21 protein-coding genes and 1 pseudogene are annotated in these 22570 nt (G+C 42.8%); 13 read left to right on the top strand and 9 right to left on the bottom strand.

The genetic code is table 11. The features are described from left to right. Positions 1 to 62 precede the first annotated feature (62 nt). Together L1286_RS17100 and L1286_RS17095 are read left to right on the top strand one after the other, a co-directional pair. Positions 63 to 1118 carry an NAD(P)/FAD-dependent oxidoreductase gene (locus tag L1286_RS17100; protein WP_235408259.1) on the top strand — a complete coding sequence of 352 codons (1056 nt, stop codon included), beginning with the start codon at positions 63 to 65 and terminating at the stop codon, positions 1116 to 1118. Between the two features lie 174 nt (positions 1119 to 1292). Then, positions 1293 to 2318, top strand: coding sequence for an ankyrin repeat domain-containing protein (locus L1286_RS17095; RefSeq protein ID WP_235408258.1), 1026 nt, complete (start codon positions 1293 to 1295; stop codon positions 2316 to 2318). A 58-nt stretch (positions 2319 to 2376) separates the two neighbouring features. On the opposite strand, the gene L1286_RS17090 is transcribed toward L1286_RS17095, so the two are convergent. The 3 genes from L1286_RS17090 to L1286_RS17080 are packed head-to-tail and all read right to left on the bottom strand — an operon-like array spanning position 2377 to position 4752. Continuing rightward, positions 2377 to 2985: a glutathione S-transferase family protein gene (locus tag L1286_RS17090; RefSeq protein ID WP_235408257.1), complete on the bottom strand. Its 609-nt coding sequence runs from the start codon at positions 2983 to 2985 to the stop codon at positions 2377 to 2379. After that, entirely contained in the window at positions 2982 to 4040 is a 1059-nt protein-coding gene (locus tag L1286_RS17085) for an NADP-dependent oxidoreductase (protein WP_235408256.1), read from the bottom strand. Before L1286_RS17085 ends, L1286_RS17090 begins: the two co-directional genes overlap by 4 nt. Positions 4041 to 4074: 34 nt before the next feature. After that, positions 4075 to 4752: a type 1 glutamine amidotransferase domain-containing protein gene (locus L1286_RS17080; protein WP_235408255.1), complete on the bottom strand. Its 678-nt coding sequence runs from the start codon at positions 4750 to 4752 to the stop codon at positions 4075 to 4077. A 171-nt stretch (positions 4753 to 4923) separates the two neighbouring features. Here L1286_RS17080 and L1286_RS17075 point away from each other — a divergent pair, with 171 nt between their 5' ends. Continuing rightward, the gene (locus L1286_RS17075; protein WP_235408254.1) at positions 4924 to 5802 is read left to right on the top strand and encodes a LysR family transcriptional regulator; all 879 of its coding nucleotides are present in this window, start codon (positions 4924 to 4926) and stop codon (positions 5800 to 5802) included. A gap of 59 nt (positions 5803 to 5861) precedes the next feature. Here the strand turns inward: L1286_RS17075 and L1286_RS17070 are convergent, their stop codons facing one another. After that, positions 5862 to 6734: an alpha/beta hydrolase family protein gene (locus L1286_RS17070; protein ID WP_235408253.1), complete on the bottom strand. Its 873-nt coding sequence runs from the start codon at positions 6732 to 6734 to the stop codon at positions 5862 to 5864. A gap of 213 nt (positions 6735 to 6947) precedes the next feature. Here L1286_RS17070 and L1286_RS17065 point away from each other — a divergent pair, with 213 nt between their 5' ends. Together L1286_RS17065 and L1286_RS17060 are read left to right on the top strand one after the other, a co-directional pair. Further along, positions 6948 to 7418, top strand: a complete 471-nt coding sequence (locus L1286_RS17065; protein WP_235408252.1) for a hypothetical protein — start codon at positions 6948 to 6950, stop codon at positions 7416 to 7418. Positions 7419 to 7420: 2 nt separating this feature from the next. Beyond that, entirely contained in the window at positions 7421 to 7705 is a 285-nt protein-coding gene (locus L1286_RS17060) for a transcriptional regulator (protein ID WP_063370534.1), read from the top strand. Positions 7706 to 7765: 60 nt separating this feature from the next. Here L1286_RS17060 and L1286_RS17055 read toward each other — a convergent pair whose 3' ends face one another. From L1286_RS17055 to L1286_RS17045, 3 genes are all read right to left on the bottom strand, one after another. Continuing rightward, positions 7766 to 9754, bottom strand: a complete 1989-nt coding sequence (locus tag L1286_RS17055; protein ID WP_235408251.1) for a PAN domain-containing protein — start codon at positions 9752 to 9754, stop codon at positions 7766 to 7768. A gap of 397 nt (positions 9755 to 10151) precedes the next feature. Beyond that, the gene (locus tag L1286_RS17050; protein ID WP_235408250.1) at positions 10152 to 11717 is read right to left on the bottom strand and encodes a HEAT repeat domain-containing protein; all 1566 of its coding nucleotides are present in this window, start codon (positions 11715 to 11717) and stop codon (positions 10152 to 10154) included. A 43-nt stretch (positions 11718 to 11760) separates the two neighbouring features. Continuing rightward, complete coding sequence (locus L1286_RS17045; RefSeq protein WP_235408249.1) at positions 11761 to 12732, bottom strand: hypothetical protein; 972 nt, start codon at positions 12730 to 12732, stop codon at positions 11761 to 11763. 497 nt (positions 12733 to 13229) lie between these two features. Here L1286_RS17045 and L1286_RS24160 point away from each other — a divergent pair. The 8 genes and pseudogenes from L1286_RS24160 to L1286_RS17010 all read left to right on the top strand — a co-directional run. Beyond that, a pseudogene (locus tag L1286_RS24160) lies at positions 13230 to 13349 on the top strand (LysR family transcriptional regulator); the annotation flags it as partial. Between the two features lie 39 nt (positions 13350 to 13388). Continuing rightward, complete coding sequence (locus L1286_RS17040) at positions 13389 to 14075, top strand: substrate binding domain-containing protein (protein WP_268832537.1); 687 nt, start codon at positions 13389 to 13391, stop codon at positions 14073 to 14075. A 112-nt stretch (positions 14076 to 14187) separates the two neighbouring features. Then, entirely contained in the window at positions 14188 to 14787 is a 600-nt protein-coding gene (locus L1286_RS17035) for a short chain dehydrogenase (RefSeq protein WP_235408248.1), read from the top strand. 206 nt (positions 14788 to 14993) lie between these two features. After that, the gene (locus L1286_RS17030) at positions 14994 to 17096 is read left to right on the top strand and encodes a TonB-dependent siderophore receptor (RefSeq protein WP_235408247.1); all 2103 of its coding nucleotides are present in this window, start codon (positions 14994 to 14996) and stop codon (positions 17094 to 17096) included. Between the two features lie 36 nt (positions 17097 to 17132). Next, entirely contained in the window at positions 17133 to 18296 is a 1164-nt protein-coding gene (locus tag L1286_RS17025; RefSeq protein WP_235408246.1) for a DUF1624 domain-containing protein, read from the top strand. A 198-nt stretch (positions 18297 to 18494) separates the two neighbouring features. Continuing rightward, the gene (locus L1286_RS17020) at positions 18495 to 19007 is read left to right on the top strand and encodes a hypothetical protein (protein WP_235408245.1); all 513 of its coding nucleotides are present in this window, start codon (positions 18495 to 18497) and stop codon (positions 19005 to 19007) included. Positions 19008 to 19017: 10 nt separating this feature from the next. Next, positions 19018 to 19608 (top strand): protein regulator of cytokinesis family protein, encoded by a 591-nt coding sequence (locus L1286_RS17015; RefSeq protein WP_235408244.1) that lies wholly within the window; start codon positions 19018 to 19020, stop codon positions 19606 to 19608. An 11-nt stretch (positions 19609 to 19619) separates the two neighbouring features. Next, positions 19620 to 19979: a hypothetical protein gene (locus tag L1286_RS17010; RefSeq protein ID WP_235408243.1), complete on the top strand. Its 360-nt coding sequence runs from the start codon at positions 19620 to 19622 to the stop codon at positions 19977 to 19979. A gap of 44 nt (positions 19980 to 20023) precedes the next feature. Here the strand turns inward: L1286_RS17010 and L1286_RS17005 are convergent, their stop codons facing one another. Beyond that, positions 20024 to 21529: an alpha/beta fold hydrolase gene (locus L1286_RS17005; RefSeq protein ID WP_235408242.1), complete on the bottom strand. Its 1506-nt coding sequence runs from the start codon at positions 21527 to 21529 to the stop codon at positions 20024 to 20026. Positions 21530 to 21658: 129 nt separating this feature from the next. After that, the gene (locus L1286_RS17000) at positions 21659 to 22570 is read right to left on the bottom strand and encodes a helix-turn-helix transcriptional regulator (RefSeq protein WP_235408241.1); all 912 of its coding nucleotides are present in this window, start codon (positions 22568 to 22570) and stop codon (positions 21659 to 21661) included.

Raw genomic sequence — 22570 nt, 5'->3', positions numbered from 1 at the left:
TCATTGCGTATTCGCAACAGGTTAAGCTACCTACATCGCTCCAATTCAATTAAGACAGAGATATGAGAACACAGGTATTAATCATTGGCGGAGGCTTTGCTGGCGCCTCTACCGCACAAGCACTTGAAAAACGTGGTATAAACACGATGTTAGTGGATAAAAAGGATTATTTTGAGGTGACTTACGCCGTACTAAGAGATGTAGCACACCCAGAGAAAAACAACGGAAAGTCGAGAAAACGTTATGCCGATTTTCTCGATGGCCAATTTATCCAAAGCGCAGTCGTCGAACTCAATACTCATTTCGCAGTGCTCGCAAGCGGCGAATCAATCTATTTCGATAAAGTTGTTATCGCTTCGGGGTCCAGATACCCAAGCTTACCGCTTGCAAAGTCAGTCGACGCGAGTTCTCTTGAAAGCAGAAATAATGAATTGCAAACGTATCATGATGCACTCAAACAAGCTTCAGATGTACTCATTCTTGGCGGTGGTGTTGTCGGTGTCGAACTTGCGGGCGAACTTGCTTACGCAATGCCGCACCTAAACGTGACTTTGGCCCACAATGGACCCCACCTACTTAATGGATTCAAAAGCAAGGCAAGCAAAAAAGCACTCCATCAACTGACACGCATTGGCGTTGAAGTGCAGTTTAATGCCCGCTACCAAGACACTGAAGATGGGCTCATAAACACAACCAATGGGGAAATAATCAAGCCAGATATCACCTTTAGTGCAACAGGTGTTATCCCCAATAACGAATTTTTAAAGCGACATTATGCACATGTACTGAACCCGCAAGGTCAAGTCATAGTAGATGAGACGCTCGCAGTCGTTGGACAACAACATACGTATGCCATAGGCGACATTGCGGATGTGGGTGAGGCCAAGTTGGGGTATTTAGCCGTTGAGCAAGGTAAATACTTAGCCAACTCGATTGCTAAGCAAATTTCAGGGTCACAACCAAAACCTTACAAACGTCACCCATTTATGGCGCTTGTGCCGACCGGCCAAGAAACCGGCATCATACAATTTCCATTTATGGTCTCAACTTGGAAACCGCTGGTGAATATCAAACAAAAAGACTTGTTTATCAGCAAAACATTTGATGGATTGGCGTAAGCCCCGATTTTAAAAAGACTAAACCTCAGCTTTGCCAAAATGCTTTAGGCATCTAAAGTGCCAAGGCAATTATTAGTCTATGACTAATAATTAAATAGCTTTTACTCCTCTAATGAAAAGCTGCTCGCTCACTTATACTGCGGCTTCTTTTTTTGACATTTGCTGGGGGTTTCAATGCTCAAACATGTTGTGCGTATTTCAACTTTGGTTGCCTGTTTAGTGATGGGCCAAGTTCAAGCCAATCCTTTGCCACCATTACATCAAGCGGTCATTAATGGCGACTTACAAAAAGTGAAAATGCTTGTTGAAAGTGGCGCAGATGTAAACCAATTAGACAGTGCAATGGGTAACGCCCCTGTGCATATCGCCGCTCAAACAGATCATGATGACATCTTAAAGTATTTGTTAGATAAAGGCGCATTTATTAATCTGCAAGCGCCTCGTTCTGGGTTCACCCCCTTGATGGTAGCGGCTTGGTATTCTAAGAAATCGAATATCGAGTTGTTATTTCAATACCCAGAGTTAAATATCAATCTCAAAACACGTACAGGTACGACCGCAGCAGATATGATCGGAGGATGGGACCGAAATATCGAACCCCACGAGGCCAAGCTATATAACGCTTTGAGCGAGCTATTCAATCACAAGCATGCCGAATTAAAACGTGCACTTGCTATGCAAAAGATTTTAAACGTGGTGGAAGATACTCTTCTCAACGAAACACAAAAAGTAAAACGCATCTCGTTACTTATCGATTATGGCCAAGACGTCAATCAACGTAGACCGGTTTATTCTAGCCGTAATGATTGGCACACGCCTTTGCTTGTCGCAGCCAGAGACGGTTATCCAAAAATCGTCAAGTTGCTGTTAGAGAATGGGGCTGATCAGACGATCCCTGGCTATCCTATGAACGCGATCGCTTTTCATAAAGCCGGATATATGGGGCACCCTGACATTGTTAAGCTATTGCTCAATGCGCCAAAAGCCAACGAGGTACTCAATGCACAAGGGCCAAATAATGGCTATACCCCACTCCATGATGCAATTTGGCATGGCAATACCGCTGCAGCTAAAGCGTTTTTGAAAGGGGGCGCAATCACCCATTTGACAACCTATGAAAATGATACCCCACTGGAACTGGCCAAACGATATCAATACCACGATATCATTCAACTTTTACAAAATAAATCGGCGCTTTAAGGCCATAAAAACAAAGCACAAAGCTCGATATAAAATCGGGCTTTGTTGAGCGGCTTAGTTAACCATAAGCACGTGCCCTTTGATATGCGCAACGCGCTTGCATATCTGCTAGGTAACGTGAAATTTGTGGTCTATTTTCAATAAGGTTGGCACTTAGCGCGATTTCCAATATCACAGTCATCATGATATCAGCAGCAGTGAACTGCTCGCCGGCAAAGTATCTTTGCTCTGATAAAGTTGCATCGATAAAAGACAAGTCTAATTTAAGCTCTTTTGCGATATACCCATCCATAGCTTGCGCACCATCTCGCGACTCCATCTGCATCAATAAGCTGGCGATCACAGGTAACGCCAATGACCCTTCTGCAAAATGGCACCATTCAAGGTATTGGTAGTACGCACGAGTACCTTTTTCAGGGCGCAGATTACTGTGCTTGGCGTGATCTAGGATGTACTCTACAATCGCACCTGATTCGCATATTTTAAGGCTATTATGCTCAATGATGGGCGCTTTATTGAGCGAGTGCACCTGACCTAGACTCGGTTGCGCAAGACGCGTCTGCTCATCACGCTGGTGATGCTCAACCTCATATTCCATTTGCAGTTCTTCCAACAACCAGAGTATCCGCGTGGAGCGAGATTGATTTAAATGATGCACTTTAATCATGACTTTATCCCAAGACCTAATTGCTCAGGACCCACTTGCACAACTAACTTGCCAAAATTCTGACCTTGTAACAACCCTATAAATGCAGTGACAGCTTGCTCAAGTCCAGTGACTTTGTCTTCTTTGTATTTGATTTGACCGGACATTAACCAGGGCACCATCGCATCTTGAAACTCTTTATAACGATGGCCATAATCATCAAATACAATAAACCCCTGCATTTTAATTCTTTTGACCAACATATTTCCCATTAACACACCTGTGCGATCAGGGCCTATTGGTAACTCTGTTGCATTATACTGTGATATCAAGCCACACAGAGGAACTCGTGCTTTCGAGTTTAATAGAGGTAACACGGCGTCAAAAACTTTGCCTCCAACATTTTCATAATAAATATCAATGCCGTTGGGGCAAGCTTGTGCAAGCTGTTCATCTAAGTCTGTAGCGCGATGATCAATACAAGCATCGAAGCCGAATTCATTCACGGCGTATTCGCACTTTTCCTGTCCACCTGCAATACCTACTACCCTGCAGCCTTTAAGCTTAGCTATCTGACCAACTAAACTGCCTACTGCGCCAGTCGCCGCCGCCACGACTAATGTCTCGCCGGCTTGAGGTTCACCAATGTCTAGCAACCCCATATAAGCTGTCAGGCCTGGCATCCCCAGCACACCTAAGCCATACGATGGATTTTGCATCGTTTTATCAAGCTTGATAACCCCAACACCATCAGACACGCTATAATCTTGCCAGCCACCAAATGCGACAACTAAATCGCCTTGTTCAAAATCAACATGATTTGATTTTTCCACTTGGCAGATACTGCCACCTACCATCACCTCCCCAATGCCAACGGGGTCAGCATATGACTTAGCATCGTTCATACGGCCACGCATATACGGGTCTAACGAGAGATAGCGCGTTCTTAACAAGATTTCGCCATATGCAGGAGTCGGTATGGGCGACTCCACCAGTTTAAAATCGTTCGGTGTTGGCGCACCATTTGGACGTGCAGCCAAGGTAATCTGACGATTAATATGGATACTTTGATTCATTATCAAACCTTTATTCCTTTTCGCTCAAAAGTCTTTATTGCTTAGCCAGTTGCTTAGCTAATGCCTCTCCTACCGCGTGCGCACTTGCAGGGTTTTGACCTGTAATAACCCGTTCATCTACAATCACCAGTTCATTCCATGGCTGTACCTTGCTATATTGACCCGCTTTTCTTGCCAAAGCTTCTTCTAGTAAGAATGGAATGTCATTGATGGTGCCAAAGTCGACTTCTTCTTCTCGCGTGAATGCTGTGACGGATTTACTCGCTAGCAAAGGGTCACCTGAACTGAGCGTAATGGGTAATAATGCTGCTGGTCCATGGCATACTGCTGCGATAATGCCACCTGATTCATAGTGTCTTGCTGCCAGTGCACCAACCTCTTTATTACTCGCCAAATCTGACAGTAAGCCAAACCCACCAGGATAAAAAATAGCGTCATAGTCATTCATATTCACTTGCGAAAGCGGTACTGTGTTGTTGACTTGTGCTTGGAAATCTTCGTCGCCCAATATCTTGTTATTGACCGTGTCTTCTGCGATATCGGTACCGTAAAGTGGTGCTTTACCGCCGCGAATTGAGGCAATATCAAACGCAATATTATGTAAATTTAACACCTGCACTACGTGTGTTAGCTCAGGCGCATAGGTACCATTTGCTTGATCTGTACTGCCTAATGTCGCGTGATTAGTTACAGGGATAAGTACTTTTTTCATGATCAATACCTTAAGTATATGTTGTCTTTCGAGTGGATTATTCAACTCTATATTGTTACTGCATGAATGATAATTATCTAAATCTGTGAATCTCTTTTGCTATTTAGCAATAATAGGCGTTAAATGTTGGCATACACCCTCTCGCCTTTGAATAGATTATAGAGAAACTAGATGGATAGCTTTGACGGTATTTTTGAATTTGTTGCGGTTGCTGAGAGCGGCGGGTTTTCGGCTGCCGCAAAAAAGCTTGGCTGCTCCACGAGCCATATTAGTCGACAAGTCGCGCGCTTAGAAAAACGCACAGGCAGTATTTTGCTTGCACGGACCACACGCCAAATTAATCTCACTGAAAATGGGGCTTTTTACTATCAGCAATGCAAACAGCTCGTTGCTGGGTTACAACAGGCCAACGAACAATTAAACCAGCAGCAGTTCAACCTAAGTGGCACGCTCAGAGTCAGTGCTGCCGGTGCATTTGCTGAACGTCATATCGCCCCTGCATTGATGACGTTTGCCAAACAACATCCAGAGTTAAATATTGAAATCGACTTCAATAGCCGAATGGTTAACTTCGTCGAAGATGGTATTGATTTCGCGATTCGTTATGGTGAGCTCAATGATTCTAATTTAATTGCGCGCAGATTAATTAGCCGTTCAATGATGGTCGTTGCCGCGCCGAGCTACCTTACAGCTTATGGCACACCAAACCACCCAAATCAGCTTAAAAGTCATCGCTGTATTATTGCGAATAACGATCATTGGGTATTCAACATTGATGGCACTAAACAAAGTATTAAAGTCGCTGGTCAGTGGCGCAGCAACAACGCTAATGTCGTTCTAGAAGCTTGTGAACAAGGCCTCGGCATTGCTTACATGCCACAAAGTACTTTTACTGAGTCACTTGAGCAACAAACCTTAGTACCAATTTTAGAGCCCTATTGCATCAGTGGTGCAACAAGCTGGATTGTTTATCAAAATAAACAATTTATGCCTTTGCGCGCGAGGCTTGCCATTGATTTTTTACTGGCTCAATTCGCTGATTGGAAATAACGCCATACCAAAGTCGTCGTGGGCTCAAATCAATGAATCCACGACACAGACTTAACAGATCACTTACCTGAATGGCTATCGAGCCACTGCAATGGAATTTGCCATAATGTGTGAGATTTTCTGCTAAAAAACTTCATATGACCAATTTCTTTAAGACCATGATCTTTTGGGTCTAGGGTCAATGTTTGCGCTTTTATGTTGGGGCTAACAGACATCATATCTCTGACATTTTTGTCATTTGCAATAAAATCATCCACGGCATTTACCCACATAGTCGGTAAAGTCAGCTCTTCAAAATAGTGCTTATCAATGGTCTTGCCAAATGCGGTTTTAACATATCCCCCCCCATTGCACCATGTTCGCCATTGGTGACCTACCGCTGCGGGCAGTGGCTCACCCATACCGAACCACTGTGATTTAGTATGGCCAAACAATAAATTAGAAAAAGGAATAAACAGATTCATAAAAAAGTGAGACTTAAATTGGTCTCGCACTTTCATATTCAACAACCGGCCAGAGGAACTGGCAAAATTAAACATGGATGTCAGTGCTTTCGCATTGGCAGCGAGGCCAATTAACTGACCACCTGCACTATGGCCAATTAAATGATAACTTGAATCAGGAAACGTTTTGATTAATGCCGCAATAGCAGCTGGCTGATCAAGTTGTCCCCAGCATTGTAAACTAGCTGGATGCTTGCCAATATCACCCTGCAAGGAATCTCCAATACCTCGGTTGTCATAACTCAAGACACCATAATTATGGTGCGCTAAAAATTCACAAAATGCAGTGTAAAACTGGCGTTTAATTCCGGTTGCAGGGCCAATTAAAACGGCCCCTTTTAGGTCAGCGTTTGGTTGGTATACGGTTCCTGCCAATGGGTATTGATCTTCACAAATTATTGTGATTTCTTGACTGATTATTTTTGACATAACGGCAAAAAATTAAGAGTGCATAACTTTTAGCTTACAAGTGGTAAAACCAGTTAGCAAGCAACAACCCCAAAAGTTAGAGTAAAAACTCAGAAAATAACGATTTACGCCCTACCCTCAGTCACTTTCCGCAATGGAAAATTATAACTTGCCAAAACGGAAAGTTATAAACTAAACTAAGTTTCCATGATGGAAAGTAAAAGGAGATCCCCAATGAAAAACGATTTACCGTCTCAAACAGAAGCAAAAGATGCACTGAATGCGGTGCACAATATTCAACAAAACCTGCTCATTGATTACTCACCGCCAGTTTGGTTGAGACTACTTATGAGTTTAAGTTATGGGGCGATATTTTTTGGTTATGGTATGACCGAACATGAAAACACTTGGGCACTGGCAATAATAGTGGGCGCCATCATCTTTACCTTATCTACTGCGCTTTATTACTATTTATACAAAATACAAGGGATCAGAATCCGGATCATCCCTCGCTCTATTAAAGCTGAGAAAATAAATGCGTATGCAGCAATTGGGTTTGCTGCCCTTGGGTTTTTAAGCCGTTTTTTACGCACCGAAATGAGCCTTGATTGGGCGCCACATATTTGCGCCGCAACGGCTTCAATTGTTATGTTCTGGCTGCTTATCAAGCTCCCGACAGGTGAAACCGTGGTAAAGGAAAACTAGAGATGCCAGAGCTAGATCCCATTATTCATGCTCCAAACAGGTTACGCATTTGCGCAATGTTAGCCACCAGTGCAGAATTAGACTTTAGGCTCCTAAAAGAGCAACTAGATGTGAGTGATTCAGTATTGTCAAAACAACTCAAAGCATTGGAAGACGCCAATTACATTGAAGCGAAAAAGCGCAGCTACAACGGTCGCCCACGTACCTGGGTGTCATTAACAGACCTTGGCCAATCAGCATTTAACAATCATGTCGCGGCGCTAAAAAGTATTATCAATAGTGATTAGATCAAGGTGAAAATGCGCCACACCTTTTTTACATTCAGTGGCGCATCGGTTTGCTAATTATTAAAAGCTCACATTTACCGGTGTAGTTGGCGTTGAGCCAGACGCATCACTCCAACATTTTACTTCACCGTTGGCAATCAACGCGCATGATTTTCCATCGGCATTGGTGATTTGTATCGCATCTGCGATCCCGCTCACAGTGTAGTCACCGTCACCATACGCTGAGCACTTTACAGTACCGTCGTACATTACTGCACATACTCTCGACGTCGGTTCATTTTCACCTGTAATGGCCACACGTTGCGCACCTTTAAGATAAGTGAACTCAAAGGGCGTTAGATACTGTTCACCATCAATGAACCCCCAACATTTTAGTTTATTTTCGCTCGGCTTTGAGCCTGCATCAATGGCACATGCAACAACATCAGAACTGACCAAATCTAAAACGTTGGTAATACCGGAAATCGTAGTAATTTCATTTTTAGAGCTGCGAGAGCCACTTAAGATAGTTTTGCCTAAACACTTGACCTCACCTGTATGCATTGCCGCGCATACATGCCCAGCACCTAACGGGTTGCCAACCGCAATTTGTTTTACGCCCACGAGTTCAGAACTTTCAATGTTTACAGGGTCACTGCCACTCCAGCTATTTCTGTTGTTTAGAATCGGAAAAGAACCCCAGCACTTAATAACACCTCGTTCGGTACTCACGACATTATTAAGTGTTATTTCAGCACTGTCTTGTACTGCACACGTGAAATTATCAGTTGCGGCTAGTTGAATCGCATTCGTAATCGAGTTAGTTAATACCGGTGTCGAAGCATCTGTTGAGCTACCATTACCCAGTTGTTTGTGATCATTTCGACCCCAGCATTGCACTGAGCGATCCGCCAAAATGGCGCAACTATGGTAATTGCCTGCAGCAATTTGCGAAGCATTAGTCAGCGAACCTGCTGACACTGGCGTACTTGAGTCATTCTCTGTACCATCACCAAGTTGCCCGTAGGTGTTAGTACCCCAACATTTTACTGACCCATCTGCTTGTACAAAACACGTATGCGCTTGACCCGCAGCTAAAGTGGTATCTTTTTTAACCTTAAAACCCGATGTACCCGTACCTGCTGTTGCATCATTGGTCGTCACATTCAACTCACACGAGTTTGAGGTCAGGGATGAATCATAATTCCAAGACATGCACTTATTATCATCTTCACATTGCTGCATACATGCTAATTCAGAGGTCACAGAAAGTGTCTTATATGAATTACCAACACGCTGTTGATTGCTAGCTACTGGGCTTAAAGCCAAAGTCTTTTCTTTAACACCTGAGGTACAAACACTACACGTTGCCGGTGTGTTACCTGAGCTCTTCAACCAACACCGTGGTGTTGCGCCCTGAACGCCTGCATCGACATAGGTCCAAGCACCACATAGTCCATCCTCTTGGCACATCGCTTTGCACACGGATGCCTGATCGCCCGCACTCAACGCGACATTGTAATATTCGTTACCAAACCGATCAGTGTCTGGTTCTTCAGAACCCATGTGCTCATTAGTCGGGGCCGATTTGTACCCCGATGTACAGCTTGCACAAGGTTGATTAAAGTTGGTCGAACTTTTTAGCCAGCACATGCCGTTGGTGTGCTGAACACCTGGGTCAACATAAGTCCATGATCGACAACGCTTGTCATTTTTACAAGCAGCCGAACAAACACTTTGATCGTTTTGTTCTACCGCAAAGTTCAGATACTCTCGACCATATCTGTCCATATCAATTTCTGTATCACTCATGCTATTAGAAGCTACATTTACATTTGTGACCACCTTATAACCTGAGGAACACTGAGCACAAGGTGCAGGTGTATTTTCAGATTTTTTTAACCAGCACATCCCATTGGTGTGTTGAACGCCTGGGTCAACATAGGTCCATGAACGACAAATGCCATCATTTTCACATGCTGCTTTACAAACATTTAGATCATTCAGTTCCACAGCGAAGCTTCGATATTCTCCACCAAACCTATCTTTACCCTCTTCCACTGCACTCATTGAGCTTGCTATTGTGTAACAAGGCAATATCACGCTTATCAGTAGAAGCAAAAACCTCAATTGACTATTCATAGTTTATCCTTTCGAATGATTATATATATGGCATGTTCCAAACCTAATTTTCGAAACCAAGCTTGAATAGTGTGTTTTTAACAATATTAAGACGCCAATTCCATTACACCTAATTACATATGTAATTTTGAAGTGTAAAAACCCTATTAAAACGGCATTGAATTCTAAAAAATGAAAATTACACTCATTAATCAACCAAAAACTATTACGACTAACGCAACAAATAAAGCTTTATGCGTAGCTGCACTCGCCCCATGCAAACCTGGTTATACTTCATACAGAAAAGAAGAGGTAGTAGCCAACTAGCTTGGCTACTAAAGCCTGATTAAATATCTAAAATTACCGCTAAGCGCTTTTTTATAAGCGGATTATTTTGTTCGTGATACAGCGCTTGCAACCTATCTACATTACTTTCAGACAGTGTGTAATTCGCTTGCTTATATACTCGAGTGAAAGAGTCTATTGTTGTGACATGAGGCGCTTGCACTAAGCTTGCGATTACTTGATCTTGATACTCTGTTTTATGCGCCAATGATTTTATCGTATTATTGCGAACCTGAGTGTCACTATGATGTAAGTAATTGGGCAGCTTTTCGACCAATTCAGGGTTTTTGCTATTGGCTATTGCCAGTATTGCCGTAGGTAATTGAGCTGGATCAGAGAGTTTAGTATTTAAAAATCCAGCAACCTGCTGAGACTGCATGGGTGAAAACCGATTCATGGTGCCTATGCTCAACATTGCCATGTTCGACAGCGCAGTATCCTCAGCGTTATCAGCCACCGTTTGTAAGCTCGACAATGCAATATTTGTGGCATTTTCAAACCGCCCGAGGGCCATCACTATTTTTTGTCGTACTTGCTGACCAAGTGCTTCATCGCTCATCAGGTCAGACAGCATTTGCTCTGCTTGCGGGGTTTGGGCTTTTTGTAACGCGTAAATCAATGCAGAGTTGAGTCGTATATGATCCATCAATAACAATTTAATATCACTTTGGTCATAATTATCCAGTAAGTATTTACCCAGCTGCGCGGCTAGGTCCGAGTCCAATGACGACTTAAGCTCAGTCAGGTGAGAAAATAAATTATCTTCTGTGATGTCATAAACTTGTTCCGCTTTTGCTTCTGCTGTCAACACCTTTGCATTTTGGTTACTGTTCCAACCAACATAATCAAAATTTAAAAAGTCGATAGGTCTCACAAACACTGACTGTACAACATCATAATGTTGCTCCCCTTGATGCCAAACTTGTTGGTTGTGATAGTTCAGCTCACGAATGCCAACTAACACAGAATCACTGTCTCTCAGCATTAACTGCCATTGCTCTTCCTCATCGCGATCTGGATTTGAAGTGGTGCTTACTCTCATGCGGCTAATGGAATTATCTTGCTGGGTATACCGAAACGTTTTAATCCCTTGTGCATCTTCAAATGTCAAAGGGTCACTGAGTGAGTAACTCATTAAGTTCAGTACCTTTGGTAACACAGATAATGTGTGTTGTGCATTTAGCCCAAGAAGATCTAACTTGGTAAACTGTCCACCACTGTAAGTCATATAAAATGGCAACTGGGTAGGCATTTTTTGTACTTTGTTGTCTGATATAAATTGAATATTTGTAAGCAGTGCCACCAAGTCTGAAGCCCCCTCAGACTTTGGTTTGAAATACATTTGCCAGCTGAGGTCTGAAAATGTAATCGCGGTGCCCGTCTCACTTAAAACAGCTGAATGGATCTCAACCTGATAACCGTAGTCTTGGTTTTCTGTGTGTGTTGATTGCAATGATTCAGAGGCTGTGAGCGCCACTTGCACCGTAGGCTTACTATCTGAATCCTGTAATACCAAAAATGCGCTAACAGCAATGATAAATATCGCAATAATCGTTATTTTTTTCATGTTCTTATCTCAAAGTGGTGGCCTGAGCCACCACTGTCAAATATTAAAGCGCTTCCCAAACAGGGCTTGCATATTCATATAGCACCGTTTCACGCGTATAAAGTGGGTCCCACTTCATGACGTCGACATTAAACTGCAGCAAGCCCCAAAGCTTTTTACAATAAGCCTGGATTTTTCCATCGCCACCAGTAAGTTTGGTGCTCACTTTAAGCTCTAAGAAGCCTTGTTCAACAACTTGTTCGTCTTGAACTACACGACGAATACCTGCTTCGACATAGCCTTTACCCTTTACTTTTAATAGGTTTAGCTTTCCTTTCACACCGGCTTCTGAAATACCGTGACCAAAGCTGCCATACGCTGAACTTGAAACTAAACCACTCACATACGGTTCAACAGCAGCATATAAATAGTCTGGGCGTCTTACGCCATCGACTTCGAATGGCTCTTCATTGCCATGACCACCTACTACGCCACCTACCGTAAACTCAGCGCCAGCTTCAATACCTGCACCAAACTTAACGCCGACTTTGAGCAAACCAAGTGGGTCAAGTGGCAACTCCACCTTTGGCTTGATGACCTCAGGGATCAAATCAAAGTAATATTCAACAGGATAAGTAATAGATGCATTCAAAAGATCATCACAATTTGGCTTGAAGCTCGCTACCGTGTCGTCACCCACTGTAAAGTTAAAGCTCATACCCTGAGTACAATCTAACTTGCTGGGGTTAAACGAAAATTCCAATTCACCAATCGACATTTTGAAATTGCGGTTGTGTAACTTCAGCCAATTTCCAGCTTGATAAAAGCCTTGAGTTGCACCGTTTGCGACTTGATCAACATACATCCACCCTTGTTGATCGCGGTATTGGTGAGACTGCCCAATCACGTCATTTTTTTGGATTGAACGTACATTGCGCTCAACATAACCTGGATCTTTATAAAGATATGCATCAGCGGCTGGTGACAATGTGATCGCAGAGATGACGCCAAGTATTGCAGCGTAATTAAATTTCATGGTTTTCCTCATGTTTTTTTGAGTTATTAAATATATGAATGTTGCGCAACACTTATAAATTAACACTCAATCTTTACATTTTGCTTTCATTTTTACCTTTAATAGTTAAAAATTTAAACCGCTACTAGCGGTATATCTCAGATTTTCAGATTAAAAACAGATACCAAAAAACATTAATTTCATTGAAATAACAATTAGAGCATAGAGTTACGGTGGAATATTTCAGCACAATTGAGATACATAAGTCTGCAACTTATATAATTGTGAAATTTTTAATTAATTTTGATTTAAAACTGGTATTTGACGTCAATAAAAAGCATCTATTTTTACACGGGGTATTGTCTTAACACAGTCAAAACAGCATGTAGCTATTGCAAGCCTTTACCTGATCTTAAAGGACATCATATACTCTTAGAAAATACGTCTTGTATCGTTGAAATCACATGTTACCCAGCCAACTCCCTATGTTTATCGCAGCTGCATAAGAAGGCAGTTTTTCAGGCGCAGGACGCAAACTAGGCGTCTCTGCTTCTGCCGTAAGTAAAAGTATATCTGCACTGGAAATGCAAACCGGTACCCGCTTGTTTCACCGCAGTACACGACAATTTTCCCTTACCGAAGACGGGCAGGTCTTATTTCAAAAAATTTCGCCACTCTTGCTGGAAATAGACAACAGCATCGAAAGTATCTCGCAGCAAAATCAACAGGCCAAAGGCAAGCTAAAAATTAACTTACCCGACAGCTTTGGCCGAGAGTTTGTCTTACCCTATCTGACGCAGCTTTTGCATACCTATGAAGGCATTGAGCTTGATCTTGTTTTTGATGATCGGGCACTCGATATTGTGGAAGAAGGATTTGATATTGATATCGGAAACAAGATTAACGAAGATAGTCGGCTGATAGCACGAAGACTATACACCATGCAATCTGGTATTTTTGCTACACGCCAGTACTGTGAAAAGTTCGGAACACCGACATCTCTCGATGAACTGAGGATGCATAACTGCATTGTTTACAATCCATTAGGGCAAGGTCAACGGTTTACTTGGCCACTACTCAGTGACACTAAGGAGCAGGTTCGCTTGGCGCCAAAGGGTAACCTAACAGTCTCCAATATTAGTGCGGCAAAAGCTGCCATGTTACAAAATTTGGGCGTCGCCTATATGGGAAGGTGGCACGTTGAAACAGAGCTCAGTAACACAGAGGTTGTCCCTATCTTACCTAACTATTGGAATGCACCAAGTACAGTATGGCTCTATTATTCATCCAAAGCGCATTTACCTAAAAGAACACGCTTATTGATTGATTATCTAGTCGATAACATAGTACAGCGCACACCTTAATGCATTTCACTTATGAAATTTAGTCACAACTGAAACAACCTTTACCCTACTACTGCGCTCAACTGATTTCATAAATAATGGCCTCAATTCATCGATAATGAGAGCAGAGAAAATGAAAAAAATACTCGTCCTGGGTTCAACCGGCTTGTTAGGTAACGCAGTAGTAGATACATTAAAATCGCGCCATGAAGTAGTCGAAGCGTCATTCAATCACCCAGAAAATGCCTTTGATTTGTCTGATCCTCAATCACTTATAGCACTGTTTGAAAAAGTCGGCGCAGTCGATGCTATTATTTGTACCGCAGGTGTTGCCAACCTTGTTGACTGGCACACTGCTCAAAGCACTGACTGGACGTTTGCCATCAGCAACAAGATGATGGGACAAATTAATACGCTCAGGTTTGGCGAAAAATTTGTCAATGATGGCGGCGTGATCATTGTAACCTCGGGTATATTGGCGCAACACCCCTTTAAAGGCAGCAGTGTCGTGACAACCGTCAATGCGGCCGTAGAAGCCGCGGAAACAGCCGCCGCCATTGAAGTTGAACGCATTAGGTTTAATGCGATTTCGCCAGGTTGGGTAGCCGAGACCATGGTGAATATGGGGATGGACCCAGAGCCGGGTATACCTGCTAGTGATATTGCACAATACTATGTTAATTTACTAGATAACAGCGTAAGTGGTACAACAACGGTCGCTGCTAAGCACTGATTTCCCACCTAAAACCGATGATAGGCCACAATTTACAGATCACTGTGGCCTGTTCATACTCAGTCGTAAAAAACATCCCACGTCAGCACTTTATAAAATAAATAATGAATTCGTCGAGCCCCCCTGTTAGTTAACTTTATTAATTGCACTGTATCTGCTTTACCAATACCATAATGATACTTTATAACATAACAAACGGTATTCTAGTGTCTAAGCAGTATCTAGCTCTTATTATCTCTTCCCTTCTTGTCCCAAATTTTGTTTTTGCTACCGAGCAAGATCAAGAAATTGAAACCATTCAGGTCATTGAAAAACGGCTTCCTTATCGCGGAAATGTCTCCATAAATGAATTACCACAATCTGTCTCTGTCGTGTCTAGCGATTTACTCAATGATATTGGGGTTAAAGACTTCCAAAACGCGGTGGGGTTGGTGAGCGCTATTTCACGACAAAATAATTTTGGCGGCCTTTGGGAAAGCTTTGCAATTCGCGGCTTCGCAGGCGATGAAAACCTACCCTCCGCCTATTTAATTAACGGGTTCAGCGCAGGTAGAGGTTACAGCGGCTTGCGCGATACCTCTAACATTCAGTCTATTGAAGTTTTGAAAGGCCCAGGGTCTGCGCTATATGGTCGCAGTGAACCCGGAGGCACAGTCAATATCATCACTAAAAAGCCACAGTTTGAACAAAGTGGCTATATCGCCCTCACTGCGGGTGAATTCGCCCAACGACGAATCGAAGCAGATTACACCAATGGCCTCTCTGATTCCGTCGCATTTCGCATTAATGGCGCTTATGAAAAAGCCAATAGCTACAGAGATACCATCAGCTCTGAAAAGCGCGCATTAACGCCATCCTTCACTTTTCATGTTTCTGACGCGACACAGATTAACTATGAGCTTGAATATGTCGATCAAGAAATCCCGTTTGATCGCGGTATCCCTGTCATTCCAGGCCTTGAATTACCCATCGAGCGCTTTTTTGGTGAACCGAGTGATGGTCCTATTAAAGTAGAAGCAACAGGCCATCAGTTTGAAATATCACATCAATTGAATAACACTTGGATGTTTAATGCGGGCTTGGGCTACCGCACTTCTTCACTCACCGGACTCTCATCAGATACCGAGCTTTCGCCAGGACGCCAGTTATTGTATGTCGATGGCACAACATTGAATCGACAACGTCGTTACCGTGACTATGATGCAACAGATTTATCAGCTCGACTTGAGATCAGTGGCGATGTCCAACTGTTTGAACTCAACCATAACCTACTTATTGGTGCCGATATTTATGACTATGAACTGGATTTTGAACAACAGCGTTACCGTGTAGCCTGGGGTAAGGGTGATTCAACTTACAGTATCAATATTTTCAACCCGGTTTATGGGCAAGCAAAGCCTGCAATGAGTCCAACCATTCACAACCTCGAAGCGCAAAAAGCTTGGGGCATATATTTGCAAGATCAAATTGATGTCACGGACGCATTACAAATACTTGTTGGCGCGCGCATTGATAAGTTCGAACAAACGGTCACGAATCAGCTTAAACAAACAGTCAGCGAACAATCACAAACAGAATTTAATCCCCGTGCTGGCGTTGTGTACCGCATCAATAAGCAGCTGAATTGGTACTCAAGCTATTCAGAAGGATTTAGACCTAACGCGGGGGCTGATTTTGAAGGTAATACGTTCGAACCGGAAAAGAGCAAATCGCTAGAAACGGGTATCAAGTTCACAACAGCCAACGATACCGTGCGTTTAAATGCTGCACTTTTTAAAGCGGAAAAGTCAAACATTCTAACGGTCGACCCTGTCAACGAAGGCTTCTCTGCGGCGCTTGGTAAAGCACAAAGTAAGGGAGTCGAACTCGACTTAGCTTGGGATATAAGTAATCAAACCGAGCTGTCTGTTAGCTACGCATATACCAAAGCCGAAACGGCCAACGATATGGTAAACCTCGATTGGGGTGTGCAGTTACCCGCAGGTAGTCAATTGATTAATATTCCTGAACACAGTGCGAATGTCATATTGCGCCACAACCGTGCGCTGGCTGGATACCCGGTCGACTTTGGTGCTCACGTTCAATATGTCGGCACGCGATTAGGTGAAACCATCAACCCAGACTATACCCTACCTGCATACACACTGGTAAATCTGTTTTTCAACGTTGAGCTGACGCAGGACCTTGGCCTGCAATTGAAGCTAGATAACGCGTTTGATGAGCGCTACTACGCAAACTCCTATTCTCATATGTGGACAATGCCAGGTCAGCCATCAAAGTATAGTGCAACGCTAAAATATCAATTCTAATCAATAGGAACGGCCTGCTTGCAGGCCTTTTAAGCTATGAATGAGACAACTATAAAAAAACGCATCGACTCCATCGATATGCTTCGGGGGTTGGTCATTTTAATCATGCTCGTAGACCATGCGCGTGAAAAGTTTTATTTACACAAAAACGTCGCTGATCCGATGAGTATTGACAGCACCGACCCTGACCTTTTTTTCACACGCTTACTCGCCCATTTTTGTGCGCCAATTTTTGTCTTTTTAACGGGGTTATCTGCGTGGTTGTACGCTCACCCAGCCAATAAAGCACCGCGCAGTGCACAGAGTTTTTTACTTAAACGCGGGTTATTTTTGATTTTAATTGAAATCACATTGGTGAACTTCTCTTGGTTTGCAGCCTACACCACCCTTTACTTACAGGTAATTTGGGCCATTGGCGTAAGTATGATTGCATTGGCAGCACTTCTTTACCTGCCTCGTGTGTGGATTGCAGCCATCGGATTAGCCATTGTATTTGGCCACAACGCGCTTGGTTTTATTGAGTTTGCGCCCCATGAAACGGGTTACACATTGTGGACTATTTTGCATGACAGAGCATTTTTGGTGAGCGACGGCGCATTAAAGATCAGGGCATCATATCCAGTGCTACCGTGGGTAGGCGTCATTGCCATTGGCTACGCAGCAGGCCCACTATTCAGCCAAAAAGTAGACGAATTAACACGGCGTAAAACCTTAATCATGGGCGGCGCGGCGTGCCTTATTGCACTGGTACTACTCAGGACGTTTAACATTTATGGCGAGTCACAGCCTTGGCAAATGTATGATGAATCGATTCGTAGTGTGATGTCGTTTTTAAACTTCACAAAATACCCTCCATCACTGATGTTTTTACTATTTACACTCGGTATCGGTGCATTTGTATTGGCTTATCTCGAGGCCGCAAAGAGTAAAATGTGTGACGTACTTAAAACCTTTGGATCTGTGCCTATGTTCTTTTACATCTTGCACTTATACGTACTACTCATCACCTACTTTGTTCTTTCAAAAGTGATCGGTACGACCACCGTCATTGGTCCTAACGATTACCCCTATTTGGGTTTTCCAAACGTTTGGTTAGTGTGGCTAGCAGCCATTGTGCTCGCAACCTTACTCTACTGGCCCTGTAAAAAATTCTCTCAGTTTAAGCATTCAAGTCAGTCTGCTTGGGTGAAATACTTTTAACCGACAACTTAGCAGTAGCACGTTTTAGCCCTTGCTACTGCACCTTTCTTTCACCCTAGTTTGGGTATTCATTGTCATGGAATAATATCGACCTACGCTTGAAATTGACAAATATCAAAAACACATTGTAAACATTTGATTAACACCAGCAATGTGTGGCAATATTCGTGACTTAGTCGTCACTAAGGGATCAAAAGCATGGAGCTCACAAAACAAGTAACACGATTTGTACGAAAACATCAAAATATCGCTTTTTTGAGTGCAGTGTTAACTTTTTTGGCCCCACTTATACCTATTATTTTCTCCTTTTATCAGCAAGAACCCGTGACGTCCACCAATGTGATTAATCACATCGAGTTAAACATAAAAAGTGAAAACGCATTGACTGACCACCCGCCAGCTAAACAACCTCCTGCCAAACAAATTAAACATCAACCTGAAAACCTACTAAACCAGTACGAAATTGTCATTTTTTCTCAAAACCCGGCCTCCGCATCAACCAAAAACGTGCATGCAGCTTTGTCAAAATTGGGAGTGCAGGTCAATATTAAAGAAGATCTGCTTAAAACACCTCAAAAGACAATTAAATACGCAAGCTCTGAGCCAAGAGAAGTCATTGATAAAATATTATCTCAGCTCCCTTATGAGTTTGTTGAACATCAATATACCGAATTTTCGACACCGATTTATTCGGTGCATATATTTATTTAAGGACGTCAACGTGTCTGTAAAAATATTGACATCACTTTTATTACTTTTGTCTCTCACCTCATGTAGTAGTCAAAAAGCAAATTATGCAATGGCGGGTGGCGCGATTGGTGCCGCCATTGGCGCCAGTATCGACGGTAAGTCAGGAGCGATCCTCGGTGGCCTTGTTGGAGCAGGCACAGGCTATGTTATCGCCAAAGAGTTTGAGAATCGGATTGCGCAATATACCGAGCTTGATGACATGCTCACACAAGAAAAGCAAATCAACATCGACCTTTACAATGAAATCAATGCACTTAAGTCTTCGGTTAACGCACTTAAAATAAGCAACCATCAACAAACAACACGGCAGGTTTGTACGCCTCTGACACAAAGAGAAATCGACGCTTATCAAAACTTACAAGCGCAAGGCGATTTGATACAAAAGAAATCCACAGTGTCGACTCAAGTATTCTCTTACTTTGAGGAGTACCGAAATGAAAAACCAAAAGAATTTAAAGAGCTCGACACCTCTCTCAAGATTATTAGTGGTGCCATAAAACGCATAGATAAAGATATTGCGCACTTGGTAAGCATGGCTTCCAAAAGATCAACTGAATGCTAGGAGCAAAAACAATGAAAATAAGATTCACCTTTTTGTTTTGTGTTACAACGACAGTTCTGATGTCAGGATGTACAATGAATGATGCCGTTGACAGCGTCACCAGCACTTTTGAAGACCTCACTTCTGGTTACTCTGAGTTTAAAGACAATAGAATCAAAGAAAGAGCAAAAGACTACGTCACCATAGATAAAAAAAATAAACTCAATAAAGGACGCTTTGAAGCAATGAAACTGTGTATAGACAAAGCATCCTCGAATTCTGCAGACAGCATAGTAAATAAAGATGCTGCCGCTGACAAAACCATCCTAGCAGGCAATGTATTTATCGATAAATGTATGTATATACATGGATTTAGAAAAAAATCAGCATAGGAAAATAGCCAAAACACCCTGACGTTTTGGCTCAAAGCTACATGTTAAAGGTGCGTTGCAAACCACTGGCTCGCTTGCGCGATTGATTCATTGACCTCCACATCTTGGTCATAGAAATTAAATTGATGATAAGGCGAGGCCAAATCAGTTTCCATCCAATGCAGTTTTTTCTCTTCACTGGCAATATTCGCAAAATAGTGTTTTGTGTAGTCTGGTAATACGGCACCATCAGAATGGATCATTAACGTCGGCGCTTTAAGTGCTTGTGCAGATGGCATCGGATCGATGGTTAGCCAACCTTCCCATGACATGACCGCAAATTTATCATCACTCCACTGAGGGATAGCACCGCGTTCGGGGTTAAGATAGTAATCATACGCTCCATACATCGCAGCACTTTTATCAGTTGTTGAAATACTTGGAATATAAGCGACGTCACCGGTTAGCTGGTATTGCCTTTTTGCTTGCTGCGCTTGGGTGATTTTTTCAAATACCCCCGCTTCACCACCGTAAAATAATTTCACAGCCTCAGCATCATGCAACCAAGACGCTGCCGTGACAACGGATTGAATCCTATTATCTTGAGAAGCCGCGATGAGCGTGTACATAGCCCCCGCACAGATACCAAGCGCACCAACTTTGTTCTTATCGACCATAGCCAGCGACTGCAAGTACGTCACCGCATTTCTGATATCCGTCACTTTCTGCGTTGGATTTTCGAAGAAGCGCGGCTCCCCCTCACTTTGGCCAAAATTTCTAAAGTCAAAAGCGAGCGCAATAAAACCTTGCTCAGCTAGTTTATCAGCATAAAGGCCCGCCATTTGTTCTTTTACCGTGGTCCAACTGCCTGACACTATCACCGTGGGATATTGCTTACTGGTATCATAGTCTTTTGGTAAATACAGATTTCCGGCTACTTTCTCACCCTCGCTGAAAAACTCAATACGCTTTATAGCACGCGTATTTTCGCTTTGAATTTGCTTAGTTTGACTCATTTGGCTTGCCTCTTGTAAAAAGTTTAAATTGCCCTTTTGACCCTGTGTTTGTAACGTCATCTCGATGATTTTCCAGCGCCCATTGATATTTTTCAAAACGTGAATATAACGTCCGAATATATCCCAATACTCAATGCCTGACGCACTGTGGCTAGCATATACATGAGAGAATACTTGCGCCGAATCACCCTTTACGGACACCTCAAAATTGCTCAGCATATGGTGCGTCTCAACCTGCACAAGTAAGTTGCGCCAACCAGTAATGAGCTCCGTGGCAGCAACATTGCTGCCAGCCTGACCAGACATACTCGAGTAATCAACGAATACGGTGTCAGCGAATGAAGATTGCGCCCTTTGCCATTGCTTAGTGTCTATGGCATTCACCATATCCACAATCACTTGTTTAATTTCAGCTTGTTGCTGCATCGCAGCTAACCATGTCGACTGGCCAGAGGTAGCCACAACCTCTGTGGCCACGCTAATTGAAGGGAGGCCTGCTAATACTGACAACAAACAAATAGCCAATGATTTACGTTTGCCAATGGTGGATTTCATATTGTCTCTCCTACTCTTAACCCGTCAGGCAAACGATTTGGTCTGCCTTTGCATTGGGGTTAGAATAGCCAGTGACAAAACGAAAAGATTGAACAATCCTGCTCGACTTTTTGTACTTTATTGCTCGGATTATTTGGATACGTGATTTTTTACAAATTGCCCCGGCGTACAGCCCACATTGGCTTTAAATATACGGGTAAAATGAGATTGGTCATTGAATCCAAGCTGCTCAGCAATATCAGCGATGTGTGCAGACGGTTGCATCAAAAGCGCTTTCGCGCGATGCAATCGATGATTAAGTAAGTATTGGTATGGCGTGATATCCATTCGCTTTTTAAACTCACGTAAAAAGTAATACTTACTACACCCCACTAATTCAGCTAAGTCGTCTACCATAATGGTATTACTGATGTTTTCGGTGATGAACTTGTCAACTTTTTCAATCTGATACGTATCCAGTTTAGAGGCATGTTTTTTTTGGTTGATTAGATCTTGATAGTTAGAGTAGTTATTGATGTAGTGATTACTGAGCAATGACACTAAGTTGTGTATAAAAGGCTTGCCATTTCTTCCTTTGTTTTTTGCTTCCAGAATAAACAGCTCCATAACGCTTTTTATGGCGTCGTCTTGCACATTGTAGTTATTCAAGAATTGGAGCGACTTGCCCTTTAAGTCGAGTGGGCAAGAGTCCAAAAAGAGGGCTTCTTCAATCGCCAAAATCACAAAGAAACACGGCTCAGAAATATTGTGCGTAAACGGTGTTTTTGGGGGATTTATCCAAATGTTCCCCGGCACTGTTTTCAGCGCAGTGATCCCTTCATCCGTATGTACTTGCCAATTGAGATCTTTTTCTAATGCCAATGCAAAATAAAAGTACGGGGTATACACATGCTGAGGATAAAAGTGTGGTGAGCTACCCTTTTCTAATACAATGCCTGGCCAATCAAGCCCGTCATTAGAAAACTCAATGTCCAATACGCTCCCACAATCAGAACGTTGTTGGCTGTCATAGCAATAAAATTGAAGTGCGGACCTCATCAT

The sequence above is a fragment of the Pseudoalteromonas sp. SMS1 genome, assembly GCF_021530565.1.
In the GTDB taxonomy this organism is placed as follows: domain Bacteria; phylum Pseudomonadota; class Gammaproteobacteria; order Enterobacterales; family Alteromonadaceae; genus Pseudoalteromonas.
Note: the sequence above shows the minus strand (reverse complement) of the source record. Positions and strands in the feature narration are given on the sequence as shown.

Bases quoted from the DNA above. Each gene is read 5' to 3' on its own strand.
- L1286_RS17100 (WP_235408259.1), top strand. From the start codon at position 63: ATGAGAACACAGGTATTAATCATTGGCGGAGGCTTTGCTGGCGCCTCT.
- L1286_RS17095 (WP_235408258.1), top strand. From the start codon at position 1,293: ATGCTCAAACATGTTGTGCGTATTTCAACTTTGGTTGCCTGTTTAGTG.
- L1286_RS17090 (WP_235408257.1), bottom strand. From the start codon at position 2,985: ATGATTAAAGTGCATCATTTAAATCAATCTCGCTCCACGCGGATACTC.
- L1286_RS17085 (WP_235408256.1), bottom strand. From the start codon at position 4,040: ATGAATCAAAGTATCCATATTAATCGTCAGATTACCTTGGCTGCACGT.
- L1286_RS17080 (WP_235408255.1), bottom strand. From the start codon at position 4,752: ATGAAAAAAGTACTTATCCCTGTAACTAATCACGCGACATTAGGCAGT.
- L1286_RS17075 (WP_235408254.1), top strand. From the start codon at position 4,924: ATGGATAGCTTTGACGGTATTTTTGAATTTGTTGCGGTTGCTGAGAGC.
- L1286_RS17070 (WP_235408253.1), bottom strand. From the start codon at position 6,734: ATGTCAAAAATAATCAGTCAAGAAATCACAATAATTTGTGAAGATCAA.
- L1286_RS17065 (WP_235408252.1), top strand. From the start codon at position 6,948: ATGAAAAACGATTTACCGTCTCAAACAGAAGCAAAAGATGCACTGAAT.
- L1286_RS17060 (WP_063370534.1), top strand. From the start codon at position 7,421: ATGCCAGAGCTAGATCCCATTATTCATGCTCCAAACAGGTTACGCATT.
- L1286_RS17055 (WP_235408251.1), bottom strand. From the start codon at position 9,754: ATGAGTGCAGTGGAAGAGGGTAAAGATAGGTTTGGTGGAGAATATCGA.
- L1286_RS17050 (WP_235408250.1), bottom strand. From the start codon at position 11,717: ATGAAAAAAATAACGATTATTGCGATATTTATCATTGCTGTTAGCGCA.
- L1286_RS17045 (WP_235408249.1), bottom strand. From the start codon at position 12,732: ATGAAATTTAATTACGCTGCAATACTTGGCGTCATCTCTGCGATCACA.
- L1286_RS17035 (WP_235408248.1), top strand. From the start codon at position 14,188: ATGAAAAAAATACTCGTCCTGGGTTCAACCGGCTTGTTAGGTAACGCA.
- L1286_RS17025 (WP_235408246.1), top strand. From the start codon at position 17,133: ATGAATGAGACAACTATAAAAAAACGCATCGACTCCATCGATATGCTT.
- L1286_RS17020 (WP_235408245.1), top strand. From the start codon at position 18,495: ATGGAGCTCACAAAACAAGTAACACGATTTGTACGAAAACATCAAAAT.
- L1286_RS17010 (WP_235408243.1), top strand. From the start codon at position 19,620: ATGAAAATAAGATTCACCTTTTTGTTTTGTGTTACAACGACAGTTCTG.
- L1286_RS17005 (WP_235408242.1), bottom strand. From the start codon at position 21,529: ATGAAATCCACCATTGGCAAACGTAAATCATTGGCTATTTGTTTGTTG.
- L1286_RS17000 (WP_235408241.1), bottom strand. From the start codon at position 22,570: ATGATGAGGTCCGCACTTCAATTTTATTGCTATGACAGCCAACAACGT.